The 18242-nt window shown below is 70.7% G+C and carries 14 protein-coding genes and 1 riboswitch; of the genes, 6 read left to right on the plus strand and 8 right to left on the minus strand.

Annotation, left to right across the window (positions count from 1 at the left end; all coding sequences use genetic code 11):
- Positions 1 to 8: 8 nt before the first annotated feature.
- From ACZ60E_RS37340 to ACZ60E_RS37365, 6 genes are all read right to left on the minus strand, one after another.
- A complete protein-coding gene (locus ACZ60E_RS37340; RefSeq protein ID WP_469446349.1) occupies positions 9 to 689 on the minus strand; it encodes a response regulator in 681 nt (226 codons plus the stop codon).
- On the minus strand, positions 686 to 2371 hold the full coding sequence (locus ACZ60E_RS37345; protein WP_469446351.1) for an ATP-binding protein: 1686 nt from the start codon (positions 2369 to 2371) through the stop codon (positions 686 to 688). The genes ACZ60E_RS37340 and ACZ60E_RS37345 overlap by 4 nt, the downstream gene beginning before the upstream one ends.
- Before the next feature lie 121 nt (positions 2372 to 2492).
- Positions 2493 to 3443 carry a sucrase ferredoxin gene (locus ACZ60E_RS37350; RefSeq protein WP_469446353.1) on the minus strand — a complete coding sequence of 317 codons (951 nt, stop codon included), beginning with the start codon at positions 3441 to 3443 and terminating at the stop codon, positions 2493 to 2495.
- A gap of 347 nt (positions 3444 to 3790) precedes the next feature.
- A complete protein-coding gene (locus ACZ60E_RS37355) occupies positions 3791 to 4036 on the minus strand; it encodes a hypothetical protein (RefSeq protein ID WP_384798606.1) in 246 nt (81 codons plus the stop codon).
- 132 nt (positions 4037 to 4168) lie between these two features.
- Positions 4169 to 4405, minus strand: a complete 237-nt coding sequence (locus ACZ60E_RS37360) for a hypothetical protein (protein ID WP_469446355.1) — start codon at positions 4403 to 4405, stop codon at positions 4169 to 4171.
- 123 nt (positions 4406 to 4528) lie between these two features.
- Positions 4529 to 5053 (minus strand): DUF6082 family protein, encoded by a 525-nt coding sequence (locus ACZ60E_RS37365; RefSeq protein ID WP_469446357.1) that lies wholly within the window; start codon positions 5051 to 5053, stop codon positions 4529 to 4531.
- Between the two features lie 321 nt (positions 5054 to 5374).
- On the opposite strand from ACZ60E_RS37365, the gene ACZ60E_RS37370 reads away from it, so the two are divergent.
- Positions 5375 to 6487, plus strand: coding sequence for a CobW family GTP-binding protein (locus ACZ60E_RS37370; protein WP_469446359.1), 1113 nt, complete (start codon positions 5375 to 5377; stop codon positions 6485 to 6487).
- Here the strand turns inward: ACZ60E_RS37370 and ACZ60E_RS37375 are convergent.
- Positions 6484 to 8934 carry a DNA gyrase/topoisomerase IV subunit A gene (locus tag ACZ60E_RS37375; RefSeq protein ID WP_384798594.1) on the minus strand — a complete coding sequence of 817 codons (2451 nt, stop codon included), beginning with the start codon at positions 8932 to 8934 and terminating at the stop codon, positions 6484 to 6486. The genes ACZ60E_RS37370 and ACZ60E_RS37375 overlap by 4 nt on opposite strands.
- A gap of 590 nt (positions 8935 to 9524) precedes the next feature.
- Between ACZ60E_RS37375 and ACZ60E_RS37380 the strand changes: the two genes are divergently transcribed.
- The 4 genes from ACZ60E_RS37380 (at position 9525) to ACZ60E_RS37395 (ending at position 14416) form a co-directional block, all read left to right on the plus strand.
- Entirely contained in the window at positions 9525 to 10889 is a 1365-nt protein-coding gene (locus tag ACZ60E_RS37380; RefSeq protein WP_469446420.1) for a M16 family metallopeptidase, read from the plus strand.
- Positions 10886 to 12274 carry a M16 family metallopeptidase gene (locus tag ACZ60E_RS37385; RefSeq protein ID WP_385830750.1) on the plus strand — a complete coding sequence of 463 codons (1389 nt, stop codon included), beginning with the start codon at positions 10886 to 10888 and terminating at the stop codon, positions 12272 to 12274. The genes ACZ60E_RS37380 and ACZ60E_RS37385 overlap by 4 nt, the downstream gene beginning before the upstream one ends.
- Positions 12275 to 12521: 247 nt before the next feature.
- A riboswitch (cyclic di-AMP (ydaO/yuaA leader) is annotated at positions 12522 to 12677 on the plus strand.
- A gap of 12 nt (positions 12678 to 12689) precedes the next feature.
- Positions 12690 to 13463, plus strand: coding sequence for a M23 family metallopeptidase (locus ACZ60E_RS37390; protein WP_469446361.1), 774 nt, complete (start codon positions 12690 to 12692; stop codon positions 13461 to 13463).
- A gap of 260 nt (positions 13464 to 13723) precedes the next feature.
- Positions 13724 to 14416, plus strand: coding sequence for a GntR family transcriptional regulator (locus ACZ60E_RS37395; protein WP_384798586.1), 693 nt, complete (start codon positions 13724 to 13726; stop codon positions 14414 to 14416).
- Between the two features lie 317 nt (positions 14417 to 14733).
- Here ACZ60E_RS37395 and ACZ60E_RS37400 read toward each other — a convergent pair whose 3' ends face one another.
- Complete coding sequence (locus ACZ60E_RS37400; RefSeq protein WP_107021509.1) at positions 14734 to 15015, minus strand: HPr family phosphocarrier protein; 282 nt, start codon at positions 15013 to 15015, stop codon at positions 14734 to 14736.
- Between the two features lie 172 nt (positions 15016 to 15187).
- Between ACZ60E_RS37400 and ACZ60E_RS37405 the strand changes: the two genes are divergently transcribed.
- Positions 15188 to 18220 carry a bifunctional acetate--CoA ligase family protein/GNAT family N-acetyltransferase gene (locus ACZ60E_RS37405; protein ID WP_469446364.1) on the plus strand — a complete coding sequence of 1011 codons (3033 nt, stop codon included), beginning with the start codon at positions 15188 to 15190 and terminating at the stop codon, positions 18218 to 18220.
- The last annotated feature ends 22 nt before the right edge of the window (positions 18221 to 18242 follow it).

Genomic DNA, 18242 nt, shown 5'->3' on the forward strand with positions numbered 1-18242 from the left:
GTTCTCCGTCAGGTTCGGGTCGCCCAGACATAGCGGTGTTCGGGGCGGCCCGCGTCGCCGTACTTCAGGCTCAGGGTGGCCCGGCCGGTGCGCTCCAGCAGCTTCAGATAGCGCTGGGCGGTCTGTCGGCTGAGGCCGGTCCGGTCGGCGATCTCCTGGGCGGACAGGGGGCTTTCCGCGGTCACCAGAGCCTGGCGCACCGCCTCCGCGGTGGTGGGGGAGTGCCCTTTGGGCAGGTCCGGTTCCGTGCCCGTGGAGAGGGCGCCGAAGATCTTGTCGACCTCGGCCTGTTCGGCCTCGCCGCCGTCGTCGAGGGTGCGACGCAGTTCGGCGTACGCCTCAAGTTTCGCGCGGAGCCCGGCGAAGGCGAACGGTTTCACCAGGTACTGCAGAGCGCCCTGCCGCATCGCCGCCTGGACCGTGGTGATGTCACGGGCCGCGGTCACCATGATCACGTCGGCCTGGAGGCCCCGCCGCCGCATCTCCTGAACGACCGCCAGACCCGTCTCGTCGGGCAGATAGTGGTCGAGCAGCACCAGATCCAGCTGGGGCAGCGCCTCCAGCTGCCGCAGGGCCTCCGCCGCTGAATGGGCCTCGGCCGCGACATGGAAACCCGCGACCTTCTCGACGTAGGCGGCGTTGACCCGGGCGACCCGGACATCGTCGTCCACGACCAGTACCTCGATCATCGCGGCTCCTCCTTGGTGGTCGTGGCGGATCTCTCCGGTGTGGAGCCGGGTTCCGGCCCGGACGCTGGCGCCGGTTCCGCGAGGGCTTCCGGCAGCACGATCGTGAATTCCGCGCCCCCGCCCTCCGCCTGCGCGACCTGTGCGCTGCCACCCTGCCGTTCGGCGAGCCGGCGCACCAGCGACAGGCCGATCCCGCGCTCCCGGTGGGCAGGCGGTTCCTTGGTGGACCAGCCGTCCGTGAAGATCAACTCACGTTGTCCGGCGGGGATCCCCGGCCCGGTGTCCCGCACCTTGAGCACGGCCGTACGTCCCTCCGCGCGCAATTCGACCTCCACGCGTGCGTGGAGGGTGCCCGCGACGGCGTCGAGCGCGTTGTCGACGAGGTTCCCGACGATCGTGACCAGCCCTCGGGCGTCGATCAGCCGGTCGGGAAACAGTGTCCTGTCGGAGACCGTCAGGGCCACCGCGCGCTCCGCCGCGACGGTGGCCTTGCCCACCAGAAGAGCGGCGAGCAGCGGGTCGTGGATCTTCTCGGTGATCTGTTCCGCGGTGGCCCTGTGGTCGCCGACCACCTCGCCGACGAACTCCACGGCGTCGTCGAACATCTCCAGTTCCAGCAGACCGAGCAGTGTGTGCATCCGGTTGGCGTGCTCGTGGTCCTGGGCGCGCAGGGCGTCGATCAGACCACGCGTGGAATCCAGCTCGCGGCCCAGCTGCTCCAGTTCCGTGCGGTCTCGCAGCGTGGCGACGGCGCCGCCGTCGTCGGTGGGCATGCGGTTGGCGACCAGGACCCGCTGCCCGCGGACGGTGAGCAGATCGGTTCCGCTGACGCTCCCGGCCAGCACATCGGTCGTACGTCCCTCGCCGAGCGCCGTGCCCAGAGGCTGCCCCACGGCTTCGTCACCGAGGCCCAGCAGGCGCCGGGCCTCGTCGTTGAGGAGCCGGATCCTGCCCTCGCGGTCCAGCGCGACGACGCCCTCCCTGATGCCGTGCAGCATGGCCTCACGTTCAGCCAGGAGCCCGGCGATGTCAGAGAAGGCCAGGTCACGGGTCTGCCGCTGTACCCGCCGCGAGATCAGGTACGCGGCCAGCGCGCCCACTGCCATCGCCCCGCCCGCGTAGGCGAAGAGCCCCGGGATGGCGTGGATCAGGCGGGCCCGCACGCTGTCGTACTCGATACCGACCGAGACCGCGCCGACGATGTCCCCGCCGGCGTCCCGCAGCGGCACCTTGCCGCGTGCCGAGCGGCCCAGGGTGCCGTCGTCGATCTGCATGACCTCCTGGCCCGCCAGCGCCTGCTGGGGGTCGGTGGAGACGCGTCCCCCGATCTCGGCGGGGTTGGTGTGCGACCAGCGCACCCCGTGCATGTTCATGACGACGACATACTCGGCCCCGCTCGCCTTGCGGATACGTTCCGCCTCAGCCTGGACGGGTCCGTCCGCCGAGGGACGCGTCGACGTCAGCTCGTCGGCGAGCTGCGGCTGTGCCGCCGTGGTCTGCGCGATCGCGAGTGCGCGACGCATCGCCTGGTCGTCCAGCTGGTCGCTGAGAGGGGCGAGGAACAGACCCGTCGCGAGTACGGCGACTCCGGCGGCGATCGCCACCTGCATCAGCAGCACCTGCGAGAACATCCGCCTCGGCATGCCGAGGCGGAGTCGTCGAGCAGGGGGAGTGGGGCTCATACCCATGACGGTACGGGGAACGGTGGGCCGGGCTGTGGACGAAGTGGCGTGGATCTCGTTCGGATGCCGTGGTCAGGCGGGGCAGCAGGCCGGTGGGGTGGCGGGCCGGCGCATCAGCAGGTCAACGGGTCGCGGGGCCTGCGGCGGCCGTAGGCGACAGCTCACGCACCGCCGTCACGTCCATACGGGCCGGGGAACCGAGAGCCGAACCGCAGCTCTCCGCACGGGGTGGCGACGAGGCACCCTGGCTGACCGCGACGAGCCAGTTACGGCCGTCGGTATGGGCGACCGTCACCTCCCAGTGAGGTGCCTCGCCCTCGGTACGGACCACGCTCAGCGCGCCCGCCGCGTCCTCGCGCACCGCCGTACGCACTGCCAGTTCGGCGGCCTGGCCGGGGCGTTCCCAGGCGGAGCTGCCGCGGCACCCCTCGGTGACGACACGCCCTTCGCGTACGCCCTGGAGGACCTCCTTCACGGCATGGGCCTCGGCGCGCCCGTACGCGTAACCGAACGGCAGGACGAGGAGCGTGGGTGAGAAGCGGTGGCCCCCTAGGTGCGTGACCTCCCAGGCTCCGGCCACTCCGGAGGCGGCGAGTTCGGCGGCGAGGGGGCGGCCGAGCAGTGCACAGCACCGGTCGCGCTTGCCGTTCGTGCACACGAGGGCGAGCGGGTCACCGTCGTGGGGGCGGCCGTCGAGCGCGGAGTCGAAGGTGCCGGACAGGCCCCTGCCCAGCGCGGCGAAATCAAGTTTGAGCAGTTGCTCGGGGTCCGATGTCGTGGCGCTGTGCAGCCATACGTTTCCCGGAGTGGTGTGGGCCGCGTACACGTGACGCTCGGCGGCCGTGTGGCAGTCCGCGTGGCGTCCCGGGCGGCGGATGAGGGCGACGCGGACGCCGGTGCCTTCGACGGCCCCCTGCAGGGCTCGGCCCAGGGCGGGATCCAGATGGCTCGACGTCAGCGCTTCGGCGCCCCAGGGGCCGGGCTGTTCGACCAGCAGCCACGTCCTCGCCGTGGCGGCGGTCCCCGCGAGGGGCTCCTCCAGGTCTCGTGAGACCTTCGCGCACGTACTCACAGAGGTGAGCCTAACCTGACTTGGCTCGTTGTGGCCTCCGAAGCCGACCGGGGTGTCCCCATTCTGAACCGGGCGACGGACTCGAAGTTCATCCGTCGGTGACGCCGCGAGCGGAACCTGCGGCACCGACGGCGGACCGGGCGGAACCGCGACGGTCGCGTGTGGCCCGATGGTTCGAACCTGGCTTTTTGCCGATGGGTGCTGGAACAGAAAGGGGCCTGGCTGACGGTGCAGCCAGGCCTACTTCAATGGAGCTCTCCGTGTCCTGCTGAGTCCTGCTGCGATCAGTGCTGTAGGTGTTCGGAGTGCGCGCCTACGTCGTTCTTGTCGTACTGGGTTTCTTTATGTCAAACATCCGGGATGTCGAACTTGGCGCGAATCAGCGTTTCCCGAGTGATAACCACGATTCGCTCGTCGCTCGACCGTCCCGCGTCGGCTGGTAGCTTGCCGTCGAGGGCTTCAGTTCTGTCGGCGCCGATGACGGCGAAAGAACCATCGCTCAGCTCGAAAATATCGGGACAGGTGTTGCCGTCGAGGCTTCCACGCTGCCGGGGAGATGCGCCAATGCGGCGCGTGATGTCTGGTGAGGTCACAGAGCGTAGTTACACTAAGAATGGATCTTGCGCAACTGTGAACGTGCATTCGGGCTCGGCGTTCAGTCGACATGTACTGAGGGTTGTGACTCGGATGTGAGCGGCTACTGGAGCAGGTCCTAGTGCAGGTTCTTAGTCGTCGGGGATGTGGGCCTTGGCGCGGATCAGTGTCTCGCGGCTGACGACCACGATGCGCTCGTGGTCGGCTCGAACGGCGTCTGCGGGAAGCTCGGCGTCGAGTGCCTCGGTGGCATCGGTCCCGATCACAGCGAAATTGCCGTCACTGAGTTCGAAAATATCAGGGCAGGTCTCGCCGGTCATGCTGCCGCGTTCGCGGGGTGAAGAGCCAATGCGACGGATGATCTTCAAAGTAACCCGCTCCAAGCAGTAGGGCGGATGGGACGGCGGCAAGTAGTGGAACCTTGCTGTCGCGAGTGACGAACCAGGTCACCTGTTCACCGTGCTGCGCGGAGTCTCGGCGCTCGGATGGATTCACTCGGGAGGGTCCCCCACGACCCACCACTCGTCGGTGTCGGCTTCGTCCAGGTCATTGATGAGGCCGTCCATCATGCGGCCTACCTGGGATTCGACCGAACCTGCCTCAAGGCTGGCGCGAGCCGGTCGAGTCACTTCCCAGTATTCGCGGAATATCGGGTTCTGTACGGTCCCGCGCAGATGGCCGAAGAGTTCGGCTCGATTGACGTTGCCGATGCGGTAAGCGAGCAGCGCATTGGTGTACACCGCGTTGGCGAAGAGGAACTGTCGGTACTTGTCGGACGGAATGGCGCCGTCGTGCGTGTCGAGGACGGCAGCCAATGACGGGTCCTCCAGCGCTTTGCTCAGCAGCTCCCAGTGCAGCCGCTGCTGGTTGGCCAGGTTGATGTGCTGCTGTTCGCTCAGGCGGGCCCTTCTGGACTGGCGCTGTTGAGCGACGAGAACGCCGAGGGCGGCCGCGAAGGCAACCCCGGCCGCCGCGGCCGAGCCGCATCCTCGTATGCCAAAGTTCTGTGTGGCCATGTCAACCCCCGAATCAGGCGACCGTCCGCCGGTCGTCGGGTGCGGGTCGACAGGGAGCGGACCGGCGAAGCGTTGGGCGGCGCTTGCCGTCTCCCAGCGTGTCGAGCGGTCTGATCGGCTGGGAGGCGGAGAGGCGGCGCACGGAGGTATGCGCGGGTCGCGCAACTCGGCGCCTTGCCCAACGTGTGCCCCGCGAGCGCCGCTAACAATCGTTCACTTCGGGCGCTTTCCGGGGCGGCTCGTATCCTTGGCGGGCATTCGTCCCCCGTCGTGAGAGCCGGTTTGCGAGCCGGAGCACGCAACTGGTGTGAGAGAGGTCGCGTGTCGAGTCAGGCGAGCCCCCAGCAGATCCCGGTCCTCGTCCTCGCCGGGTTCCTCGGCTCCGGGAAGACCACACTGCTCAACCACCTCCTGCACCGAAGCGGAGGCAGCCGTATCGGTGCCATCGTCAATGATTTCGGTGCCATCGAGATCGATGCCATGGCCGTGGCGGGTGCGCTCGGCGACTCCACCGTCTCGTTGGGCAACGGGTGTCTGTGCTGCGCCGTCGACGCCAGTGAACTCGATCTGTATCTGGACCGGCTCGCCCGGCCCTCGTCCCGGATGGACGTGATCGTCATCGAGGCGAGCGGTCTCGCCGAGCCCCAGGAGCTGGTGAAGATGCTCCTGGCCAGCGAGAACCCGCACATCGTCTACGGCGGACTGGTGGAGGTCGTCGACGCCGTCGAGTTCGACGCCACCCGTGAGAAGCATCCCGAGATCGACCGGCACCTCGCCATCGCCGACCTGGTCGTCGTCAACAAGGCGGACCGCGCGCCGGACCCCGACCGTGTGACGGGGCTGGTGCGTACGCTCGCCGACGGTGCCGCCGTCGTATCCGCGTCGTACGGGAGGATCGACCCCGAGTTCCTCTTCGACTGCCGGCCGACCGAGGAACGTATCGGCCAGTTGTCCTTCGACGACCTGCACCGGCATGAGGACCGGGACCGCGGTGACGGTGGCGCCGACGCGCATCCCGGACATCTGCACTCGGCCTACGAGTCCGTCTCCTTCACCTCCGAAGTACCCCTCGGACCCCGGCGGTTGATGGACTTCCTCGACAGCAGGCCCGACGGTCTGTACCGGATCAAGGGGTACGTCGACTTCGGCGCCGCCGATCCACGTAACCGGTACGCCGTGCACGCGGCGGGACGGTTCCTGCGTTTCTACCCGGAGCCCTGGGCTCCGGGCGAGCGGCTGACCCAGCTCGTGCTCATCGGGTCCGGCATCGACGCCGTCGCGCTAGGCAAGGAACTGGAGGCCTGCAAGGACGACGCCCCACACGCCGACGAGCGCAGCATGTGGGGCGTCCTGCGGTACGTACAGGAGCAGGAGGCAGAGACGGAGATGGCAGGTCGGGGTGGGTGGGACGACCTGCCGGGCGGCGGTGGCTAGACCGGGCCCGCCACCACCGAGACCGTCTTCGCCAGGGAGACTCCCGAGCCGTCGCGGCGCGGGTCCATCTCCGGCAGCTCCGCGGGCGTGCCGTCCTTCTGTGCAGCCCTGGCGGGAGCCGGGCCGGCCCAGGCCAGGCTCAGGCAGTCCTCGCCCTTCAGGAACCGCTGGCAGCGCACGCCACCCGTGGCGCGGCCCTTGCGCGGGTACTGGTCGAAGGGGGTCAGCTTGGCCGTCGTCTGGACCGAGTCGTCCAGCGTGCCCCGCGAACCCGCCACGGTGAAGACCACCGCGTCCACGGCCGGGTCGACCGCCGTGAACGAGATCACCTTGGCCCCGTCCGTGAGCTTCACACCCGTCATGCCGCCCGCCGGCCGGCCCTGCGGGCGGACCTGGGACGCCTGGTAGCGCAGCAGCTGCGCGTCGTCGGTGATGAAGATCAGGTCCTCCTCGCCGGTGCGCAACTCGGCACCGCCGACGATCCGGTCACCGTCCCTGAGGGTGATGACCTCCAGCTCCTCCTTGTTCGACGGATAGTCCGGGACCACGCGCTTGACCACACCCTGCTGGGTGCCGATGGCCAGGCCGGGCGACGACTCGTCGAGTGTCATCAGGCAGACCACCTGCTCGTCGCCCTCCAGGGCCAGGAACTCCGAGATCGGCGCGCCTCCGGAGAGGTTGGGCGCCGAGGCGGTCTCGGGCAGCTGCGGGAGGTCGATGACGTTGAGCCGCAGGAGCCGTCCGCTGGACGTGACCGCGCCGATCTCGCCCTGGGCGGTCGCCGGGACGGCGGAGATGATCAGATCGTGCTTGACGCGCCTGCCCTCGCTCTCCCCGAAGGGGTCACCGTTGGCGGTACGCGCGAGCAGTGCCGTCGACGACAGGAGGACCCGGCACGGGTCGTCCGCCACCTGCAGAGGAACGGCCGTGGTGGCGGAACCGGCCGACTCCAGCAGCACCGTACGCCGGTCGGTGCCGAACTTCTTGGCCACCGCGGCCAGTTCGGCCGACACCAGCTTGCGCAGTTCGGCGTCCGAGTCCAGGATGCCGGTCAGCTCGTCGATCTCGCCGTTGAGGCGGTCGCGCTCGGTCTCCAGCTCGATGCGGTCGAACTTGGTCAGCCGGCGCAGTGGCGTGTCCAGGATGTACTGCGTCTGGATCTCGCTCAGTGAGAAGTGCTCGATCAGGCGCTGCTTGGCCTGGGCGGAGTTCTCACTGGAGCGGATGAGGCGGATGACCTCGTCGATGTCCAGCAGGGCGACGAGCAGGCCCTCGACCAGGTGCAGCCGGTCGCGCTTCTTGGTGCGGCGGAACTCGCTGCGGCGGCGCACGACCTCGAAGCGGTGGTCGAGGTAGACCTCAAGCAGTTCCTTGAGGCCGAGCGTGAGGGGCTGGCCGTCCACCAGGGCCACGTTGTTGATGCCGAAGGACTCCTCCATCGGCGTCAGCTTGTAGAGCTGCTCCAGGACCGCTTCCGGTACGAAGCCGTTCTTGACCTCGATGACCAGGCGCAGGCCGTGCGAGCGGTCGGTGAGGTCCTTGACGTCGGCGATGCCCTGCAGCTTCTTCGAGCCGACCAGGTCCTTGATCTTCGCGATCACCTTCTCCGGGCCGACGGTGAAGGGCAGTTCGGTGACGACGAGGCCCTTGCGGCGCGCCGTCACGTTCTCCACGGACACCGTCGCGCGGATCTTGAACGTGCCGCGGCCCGATTCGTACGCGTCCCTGATGCCGGCCAGGCCGACGATGCGGCCGCCGGTGGGCAGGTCGGGGCCCGGGACGTACTTCATGAGCGTTTCGAGATCGGCCGCGGGGTGGCGGATCAGATGGCGGGCGGCGGCGATGACCTCGCCGAGGTTGTGCGGCGCCATGTTCGTCGCCATGCCGACCGCGATGCCCGACGCGCCGTTGACCAGGAGGTTCGGATACGCGGCCGGGAGGACCGACGGCTCCTGCTCCTGGCCGTCGTAGTTCGGGGCGAAGTCGACCGTGTTCTCTTCGATCGACTCCGTCATGAGGGAGGTGGCGTCGGCCATCCTCGCTTCGGTGTACCGCATGGCGGCCGGCGGGTCGTCGTTGCCCAGCGAACCGAAGTTGCCGTGGCCGTCGACCAGGGGCAGCCGCATGGAGAAGGGCTGGGCGAGGCGGACCAGGGCGTCGTAGATCGACGCGTCGCCGTGGGGGTGGAGCTTACCCATGACCTCGCCGACGACGCGGGCGCACTTCACATAGCCGCGGTCGGGGCGGAGCCCCATCTCGTTCATCTGGTAGACGATGCGGCGGTGCACGGGCTTGAGGCCGTCGCGGGCGTCCGGCAGGGCTCGGGAGTAGATGACCGAGTACGCGTACTCAAGGAAAGAGCCCTGCATCTCGTCGACGACGTCGATGTCGAGGATGCGCTCCTCGAAGTCGTCGGAAGGCGGGGTCTTCGTGCTGCGGCGGGCCATCGCTGCTGCGACTCCTTCACAGTCTTTGCCGGGGCATGAACGGGTTCTGACGCGGTCCATTGTGGACCGCAGTACTGACAACGCGGACCACGACCCGTCCGTACGGGCCTGTCGGGCCGGGTGCGCGATCGCCCCAACAGGCCTGGCAGGCCCCGATCGAGGCGGCCCCGGAGGCTCCACGAGCGCGACCCGCGGGTGCCCGCGGAGGTTTGAGGACGCTACCGCGTTCCGTTTCCACGGGGGTGGTGGAGGGGGCTTGTCGGGTGCGGGGCGTCCTGGTCGGCCGCGCAGTTCCCCACTCCTCTGGAGGGGTGCTTTTTGGGGAGCGCCCCTGGAGGAGTGCCCCTGAGGGGCGGCTCCCCGGAGGGGTACCGGGCTGCGGGCCTGTCGGCTGCGGGTCCGCTGTGGCTGGTCGCGCAGTTCCCCGCGCCCCTGAAAGACTGCGCAGTTCCCCGCGCCCCCTGGCGGGGCGCGTGCTCGCTCTCGGCGTACTCGATGCGGGAACTTCGCCAGCCGTCCGCGCGCTTGCATACAGTGGCACGACTAGCAGGAATCAGCAGTTTTCCGCGATCGAAGGGACGTACATGCCCATGGGTCACACGGCCACAGCCGAGGCCGGTTCCGGCGGCCTGACAGCGACCGAGCACCGCCTGGCCAACGGCCTGCGTGTGGTGCTCTCCGAGGACCACCTGACCCCGGTCGCGGCGGTGTGCCTCTGGTACGACGTCGGCTCGCGTCACGAGGTCGCAGGCCGCACCGGGCTCGCCCACCTCTTCGAGCACCTGATGTTCCAGGGTTCCGGCCAGGTGAAGGGCAACGGCCACTTCGAACTGGTCCAGGGAGCGGGCGGTTCGCTCAACGGCACGACGAGTTTCGAGCGCACCAACTATTTCGAGACCATGCCGACGCACCAGCTGGAGCTCGCTCTCTGGCTGGAGGCCGACCGCATGGGCTCGCTGCTCGCCGCGCTCGACGACGAGTCGATGGAGAACCAGCGGGACGTCGTCAAGAACGAGCGCAGGCAGCGCTACGACAACGTCCCCTACGGCACCGCCTTCGAGAAGCTGACCGCCCTCGCGTACCCGGAGGGCCACCCCTACCACCACACCCCGATCGGCTCGATGGCCGACCTGGACGCGGCCACCCTTGAGGACGCGCGCGCGTTCTTCCGCACCTACTACGCGCCCAACAACGCCGTGCTGTCGATCGTCGGGGACATCGACCCGGAGCAGACGCTCGGCTGGGTCGAGAAGTACTTCGGTTCCATCGCCGGGCACGACGGCAAGCCCGCCCCGCGCGACGGCTCGCTCCCGGAGACCATGGGCGGGCAGCTGCGCGAGGTTGTCGAGGAGGAGGTCCCGGCGCGCGCGCTGATGGCCGCCTACCGGCTCCCGGAGGACGGCACGCGCGCGTCGGACGCCGCCGACCTCGCCCTGACCGTGCTCGGCGGCGGCGAGTCGTCCCGGCTCTACAACCGGCTCGTACGCCGTGACCGCACCGCCGTCGCGGCCGGGTTCGGCCTGCTGCGCCTCGCCGGAGCGCCCTCCCTGGGGTGGCTCGACGTGAAGACGTCCGGCGACGTCGAGGTCCCGGTCATCGAGACCGCCGTCGACGAGGAGCTCGCCCGGTTCGCCGAGGAGGGCCCCACCGCCGAGGAGATGGAGCGCGCCCAGGCCCAGTTGGAGCGCGAGTGGCTGGACCGTCTCGGCACGGTCGCGGGCCGCGCGGACGAACTGTGCCGGTACGCGGTCCTGTTCGGCGACCCCCAGCTCGCCCTGACCGCCGTGCAGCGCGTTCTCGACATCACCGCGGAGGAGGTCCAGGAGGTCGCCAAGGCCCGCCTGCGCCCCGACAACCGCGCGGTGCTGGTCTACGAGCCGGTCGCCCCCGAGGAGACCGACGCGGCCGAAGAGACCGGCGCCGCCGACAACACCGACGAGGAGGCGGCCAAGTGACCGAGCTCGCCACGATGGAGTTCCACCCGCAGCCCCAGGCCGGCGAGGCCAGGCCCTGGGCCTTCCCGGCGCCCGAGCGCGGCACCCTGGGCAACGGCCTGACGCTGCTGCGCTGCCACCGCCCCGGCCAGCAGGTCGTCGCCGTGGAGGTCCTTCTCGACGCCCCGCTGGAGGCCGAGCCCAAGGGCCTCGACGGCATCGCCACGATCATGGCGCGGGCCTTCTCGGAGGGCACCGACAAGCACTCCGCCGAGGAGTTCGCCGCCGAGCTGGAGCGCTGCGGCGCCACCCTGGACGCCCACGCCGACCACCCCGGCGTACGGCTCAGCCTCGAAGTGCCCGTCTCCCGGCTGCCCAAGGCACTCGGCCTGCTCGCCGACGCCCTCAGGGCACCCGCGTTCGAGGACGGCGAGATCGAGCGGCTGGTGCGCAACCGGCTCGACGAGATCCCGCACGAGAGTGCCAACCCGGCCCGGCGGGCCGCCAAGGAGCTGTCCCGGCAGCTCTTCCCGGCGGACTCCCGGATGTCGCGCCCGCGCCAGGGCACCGAGGAGACGGTCACCGCGATCGACTCGGCGGCCGTACGCGCCTTCTACGAGAAGCACGTACGCCCCGCCACGGCCACCGCGGTCGTCGTCGGCGACCTCACGGACGTCGACCTCGACGCGCTGCTCGGGGACACGCTCGGCACCTGGACCGGCTCGCAGGCCCAGGCGCGTCCCGTGCCCTCGGTGACCGCCGACGACACCGGCCGCGTGATCATCGTGGACCGGCCCGGAGCCGTCCAGACGCAGCTGCTCATCGGCCGCGTCGGCGCGGACCGCCACGACCGCGTGTGGCCCGCCCAGGTGCTCGGCACGTACTGCCTCGGTGGCACCCTCACCTCCCGCCTGGACCGCGTCCTGCGCGAGGAGAAGGGATACACCTACGGTGTGCGGGCGTTCGGCCAGGTGCTGCGCTCCGCTCCGGACGGGACGGGCATCTCGATGCTCGCCATCAGCGGCTCCGTGGACACCCCGAACACCGGCCCGGCGCTCGACGACCTGTGGAAGGTGCTGCGCACCCTCGCCGCCGAGGGTCTGACGGACGCCGAGCGCGACGTCGCCGTGCAGAACCTGGTGGGTGTCGCGCCCCTGAAGTACGAGACCGCGGGCGCCGTCGCGGGCACGCTCGCCGACCAGGTCGAGCAGCACCTGCCGGACGACTTCCAGGCGACGCTGTACAAGCAGCTCGCCGCGACCGGCACCGTGGAGGCCACCGCTGCCGCCGTGAACGCGTTCCCGGTGGACCGCCTGGTGACCGTCCTAGTCGGGGACGCCGCGCAGATCGAGGAGCCCGTCAGGGCCCTCGGCGTCGGCGAAGTCAGCGTCGTGACGGCCGAGTAGGGATCCGCGACCGGGCAGGGCCCGCGATCGGGCGGGACCTGTTCACGGTCGGGGCCCGGGTGACTGGACGAGTCACCCGGGCCCTTTTCTGTCCTTCTCCGTCCATGGTTTGTCCGTATTGCAGGGAAGTTGCCTGTCTGCCCTGTGGCATGCGCTACAAAAATGGTGATCCGTTTGTCTATTGAAAGAGGCGCCGCTTAGCGTCGGTCCGGCTGTTCGTCAGGCACTGCGCCGCGTCCGCGGCACCGGACAGTCATCGCCGAGTCCCCGTATGGCGCGAGCCAGGGGAGCCGGGGACCCAGGTCCCTGGGGTGAATCGGACGCCCTTCCCGAAGGGGGTCCGTAGGAGACCTTCCTGCTCCGAACCCGTCAGCTAACCCGGTAGGCGAGAAGGAAGGAAAGGACCAGCCACTTCATGGCGTTCACCCGCGCCACGGGGAAGCACCGTCTTCCCAGCCGCATGACGCGCACCACCCGCAGGACCGTCGGCGTCGCCGCCCTGGCCACCACCGGTGTCGTGGGCACGCTGGCCGCCCCGGCGTTCGCCGCCGAGAGCGAGATCGAGCAGACGGGCCCCCTCAAGGCCGTCACCATGGGCGACTCGGTCGCCCACGAAATCGACGCGCAGGCCGTCGCCCAGCGCCAGGCCGCCGACCAGGCCGCCGCCCGCGAGAAGGCCGAGGCCGCCGCGAAGAAGCGTGCGGAGGAGGCCAGGGCGAAGGCCGAGAAGGAGCGCGAGGCCAAGGCCCGTGCGGCCCGCGAGGCCGAGCGCAAGCGCCTCAACGCCTACACCGCGCCGATCACCGGCTCGTACGTCTCCACGTCCTACCAGGCCGGCGGCGGCATCTGGTCCTCCGGCAGCCACACCGGCATCGACTTCCACGCCGCCAGCGGCACCGCCGTGCACGCGGTGGGCTCCGGCACCGTCGTGGAGGCCGGCTGGGGCGGTTCCTACGGCAACCAGATCGTCATCAAGATGGTCGACGGCACGTACACCCAGTACGGGCACCTCTCGTCCATCGGTGCCTCGGTCGGCCAGACGGTCACTCCGGGGCAGCAGATAGCCCTCTCCGGGGCGACGGGCAACGTCACGGGGGCGCACCTGCACTTCGAGGCGCGGACCACCGCCGAGTACGGCTCCGACATGGACCCGATCGCTTACCTCCGCGGGCACGGCGTGAACGTCTGACCGCACGGCACCCGCCGCCGCGGTTCCGCGCGGCACCGCATCTCCGTCGTAGGCCCCGGCTCACCGAGCCGGGGCCTACGCGCGTTCGGACGGCTTCCGGTCACTTTCGTACCGGACGACCGCCTGTTCAGAAGCCCGGTGTGTCCAAAAAATATCCATGGATTCCCGGCTGCCTTCGGAATTTCCCGTTCTCTGCAATAGAGTCACCGAACAAGCGTCAATCGACCGCGTTTCGCGGGGATTAAGGCGGAGGTCCGGTCATGCGTATTCCCGCGCGCTCGGTATGCACGGCGATCCGGGACGACATCGTCGCGGGTGTCTACGAGCGCGGCAGCCGGCTCACCGAAGAACTGCTCGCGCGCCGCTACGGCGTCTCGCGGGTCCCCGTGCGCGAGGCGCTGCGCACCCTGGAGGCGGAGGGCTTCGTGGTCACCCGCCGGCACGCGGGCGCGTGCGTCGCGGAACCCACGGAGCAGGAGGCCGCCGACCTCCTGGAGATGCGCGTGCTGCTGGAGCCGCTGGGCGCCGCCCGTGCCGCCCAGCGGCGCACCGAGGCCCATCTCAAGGTGCTGCGCGGCCTGGTCAGGCTCGGCCAGGAGCGGGCCAGGCGGGGCAACAGCGAGGATCTGCGCTCGCTCGGCGGCTGGTTCCACGAGACGCTCGCGCAGTCCTCGGGCAGCCCGGCGCTGACCTCGACGCTCGGCCAGCTGCGGCACAAGATCGCCTGGATGTACTCGGTCGAGGCGCCCGCGCACCCCGCCGAGTCCTGGACCGAGCACGGGGCCATCGTGGACGCCGTGGCCCGCGGTGACAGCGACCGGGCCAGGGCGATCACGGCGCTGCACACGGAGCGGGCGATGTCCGCGCACCGGCTGCGTTTTCCCGGCGGGGACCGCGCCGAGCGTGTGAGGACTTCGCAACATCCCGTAAACACAGCGGGCCTGCGGCATTAACAGAAGCACCGTATACAAAGAGAGATATTCGGCAGGGCCCTATTTCCGGTGCCCTTTTCTTCCGCGTGCCCTGAATTGTGGAGCACGTCATTTCAGTGCGCGCGGAAGCGGGTGGAGGCGGGCGGAAATCAATACGCCGCACGCAGGAAAAGAACGGCCCCGGCCCCGTACGCTCCCGGACGCGCGAACGGCGGAGCCGCGTCGCCCGGGGTGTGGGTGACGCGGCTCCGCCGTACGGGGACCGATGGGGTCCGACGGAGTCCGGGGAGACCCGAAGGGTCCCAAGAGGTCCCAAGGGGTCCGAGAGGGCCTGAGGGTCAGACGGTCTCGGGGAGTTCGTCGAGGCCCTCGGCGACCAGCTTCGCGAGGCGGTCGAGCGCGGCGTCCGCACCCTCGGCGTCGGAGGCCAGGACGATCTCCTCGCCGCCCTGGGCGCCCAGGCCGAGGACCGCGAGCATGGACGCGGCGTTGACGGGGTTGCCGTCGGCCTTGGCGATCGTCACGGGGACGCCGGTGGCCGTGGCCGCCCGGACGAAGATGGAGGCGGGACGGGCGTGCAGGCCCTCGGCCCAGCCGACGTTGACGCGGCGCTCAGCCATGTGATGCTGCCCTTCAGGTGTCAAGGTTGTCTAGACCAGTGTTCCATACGGTGAACGGTGAGGCGTGCCGTGCGCGGGTGCGGGCCCGGACCGGCCCGGGCCCCAAGACTGCCCCGGGTCCCCGCCGGGCGCGAACCCGCCGTTGTCGGACCCGAGTCGTACTCTGGGCCCCATGCAGACCCCGACGGACCGGCACGAGTACCCCGCTCACTGGGAGGCCGACGTCGTGCTGCGCGACGGCGGCACCGCGCGCGTCCGGCCCATCACGGCCGACGACGCGGACCGCCTCGTCAGCTTCTACGAGCAGGTGTCCGCCGAGTCGAAGTACTACCGCTTCTTCGCGCCGTACCCGCGTCTGTCCGCCAAGGACGTCCACCGTTTCACCCACCACGACTTCGTGGACCGGGTGGGACTCGCGGCGACCGTAGGCGGCGAATTCATCGCCACCGTACGGTACGACCGCATCGCCGCGGACGGCCGGCCCGCCTCCGCCCCCGCGGACGAGGCGGAGGTCGCCTTCCTCGTCCAGGACGCCCATCAGGGCCGCGGCGTGGCCTCCGCCCTGCTCGAACATGTCGCGGCCGTCGCCCGTGAGCGCGGCATCCGCCGCTTCGCCGCCGAGGTGCTGCCCGCCAACAGCAAGATGATCAAGGTCTTCACGGACGCCGGGTACCAGCAGAAGCGCAGCTTCGAGGACGGCGTCGTACGCCTGGAGTTCGACCTGGAGCCCACCGACCGTTCCCTCGCCGTGCAGCGCGCGAGGGAGCAGCGGGCGGAGGCGCGTTCCGTGGCCCGGCTCCTGGCACCCGGTTCGGTCGCGGTCGTCGGAGCGGGCCGCACCCCCGGGGGAGTGGGCCGCAGCATCCTGGACAACCTGCGCGACGCGGGCTTCACCGGGCGCCTGTACGCGGTGAACGGCGAACTTCAGGAGAAGGAGCTCGCCGGAGTCCCCGCCCACCGCTCCGTTCGCGACATCGGCGAGCCCGTCGACCTCGCGGTGATCGCCGTCCCGGCCGAGCGGGTCCCCGAAGCGGTCGCGGAGTGCGGCGAGCACGGGGTGCAGGGGCTCGTCGTGGTCTCCGCGGGGTACGCCGAGAGCGGCCCCGAGGGCAGGGAGCGCCAGCGCGAGCTCGTACGCCAGGTGCGGACGTACGGGATGCGGCTGATCGGGCCGAACGCCTTCGGAGTCATCAACACCTCGCCGCGCACCCGGCTCAACGCCTCGCTCGCCCCGGAGATGCCGCGCACCGGACGCATCGGCCTGTTCGCCCAGTCCGGAGCCATCGGGATCGCGCTGCTGTCCCGGCTGCACCGGCGCGGCGGCGGGGTCACCGGGGTGACGGGCGTGTCGACCTTCGTCTCCTCCGGCAACCGCGCGGACGTGTCCGGCAACGACGTCCTTCAGTACTGGTACGACGACCCGGACACCGATGTCGCGCTCATGTACCTCGAATCGATCGGCAACCCGCGCAAGTTCACGCGCCTCGCCCGGCGGACGGCCGCGGCCAAGCCGCTGGTCGTCGTCCAGGGCGCGCGGCACGGCGGAGCCGCGCCCCAGGGACACGCGGTACGGGCCACCCGGCTGCCGCACGCCACGGTGTCCGCCCTGCTGCGGCAGGCCGGGGTCATCCGGGTGGACACGATCACCGAGCTGGTCGACGCGGGGCTGCTCCTGGCGCGCCAGCCCCTGCCCGCGGGCCCGAGGGTGGCGATCCTCGGGAACTCCGAATCGCTCGGGCTGCTGACGTACGACGCGTGTCTCGCCCAGGACCTGCGGCCGCTGCCGCCTCGCGACCTGACGACGGGCGCCTCCGCCGAGGACTTCCGGGACGCGCTGGCGCACGCCCTGGCCGACGACGCCTGCGACGCCGTCGTGGTCACCGCGATCCCGGCGGTGGGCGAGAGATCGGCGGCGGACGCCGCGCTGGCGGAGGCCCTGCGTTCGGCCTCGGCGGCGGCTCCCGCCAAACCGGTCCTCGTGGTGCACGTGGAGCTGGGCGGACTCGCGGAAGCCCTGTCCGCGGCGGCCAGCACCGCACCGGCCGGAAGCACGGCACCGGCCGACACCACAGCGGACGGCACCGCGCCGGCCGACACCACAGCGGACGGCACGTCACGGGTCGCCACCACAGCGGATGGCGCCACACTGCTCGGCACCGCGTCAGCGGCATCCGGCCCCGCCCCGCGAACCGCTCCCGTCCTCCCCGCTCCCGCCCTCCCCGAAGCGGCGGACGGCGCCGGGGCGGAGAGCGCCGCGGTGGACTCCCGGCTCATCCCCGCCTACCCCGCCGCCGAGCGGGCCGTGCGCGCGCTCGCGGAAGCGGTGAAATACGGCCAGTGGCGGCACGAGGCCGCCGATCCGGGGCGGGTGCCCGAGTACGAGGACATCGACGAGAAGGGCGCGGCCGAACAGATCGGCCGCCTTCTCGTCGACGGGGAGGGCAGCACCACCGCGGAAGCGGGACAGACGGAGCCGGGAGCGGCGGTGCCGGCGTGGGAGCCGGGCCCGGCCGAGGGCGCGCTCACCCTCGGCCCCGACGACACCTGCGCCCTCCTCGCCCGGTACGGCATCGACGTCCGCCGAGCCCTTCCCGCGCCCACCCCCGGGGAGGCCGTCGCCGCGGCGGAACACCTCGGCTACCCCGTGGCCCTGAAGACCACCGCCCCCCACCTGAGGCACCGCGCCGACCTGGGCGGCGTCCGCCTCGACCTGGCGGACGAGGAGCAACTGCGACGCGCGTACGCCGAGTTGACCAGCCTCTTCGGAGAGCCCGAGGAACTGCGCCCGGTGGTACAGGCCATGGCACCGCGCGGCGTGGACACCGTCGTACGGGCGGTCATCGACCCGGCCGCCGGAGCGGTGCTCTCCTTCGGGCTCGCCGGAGCGGCGTCGGAACTGCTCGGAGACACCGCGCACCGACTGATTCCGGTCACCGACCGCGACGCCGCCTCACTGGTCCGCTCCATCCGGACCGCGCCCCTCCTCTTCGGCTGGCGCGGCTCGGCCCCCGCGGACGTCGCGGCACTGGAGCACCTGCTGCTGCGCCTGTCACGGCTCGTCGACGACCACCCCGAAGTCGTCTCCGTGTCCCTGGAACCGGTCGTCGTCGCCCCGCGCGGGCTGAGCGTGCTCGGCGCGTCCGTACGGCTGGCGCCGCCGCCCGCCCGCGACGACCTCGGCCCACGCACGCTTCCTGTGTACTGAGCGGTGCCTCGCAGTCAGTACG

Source organism: Streptomyces sp. NPDC102514 (assembly GCF_055584525.1).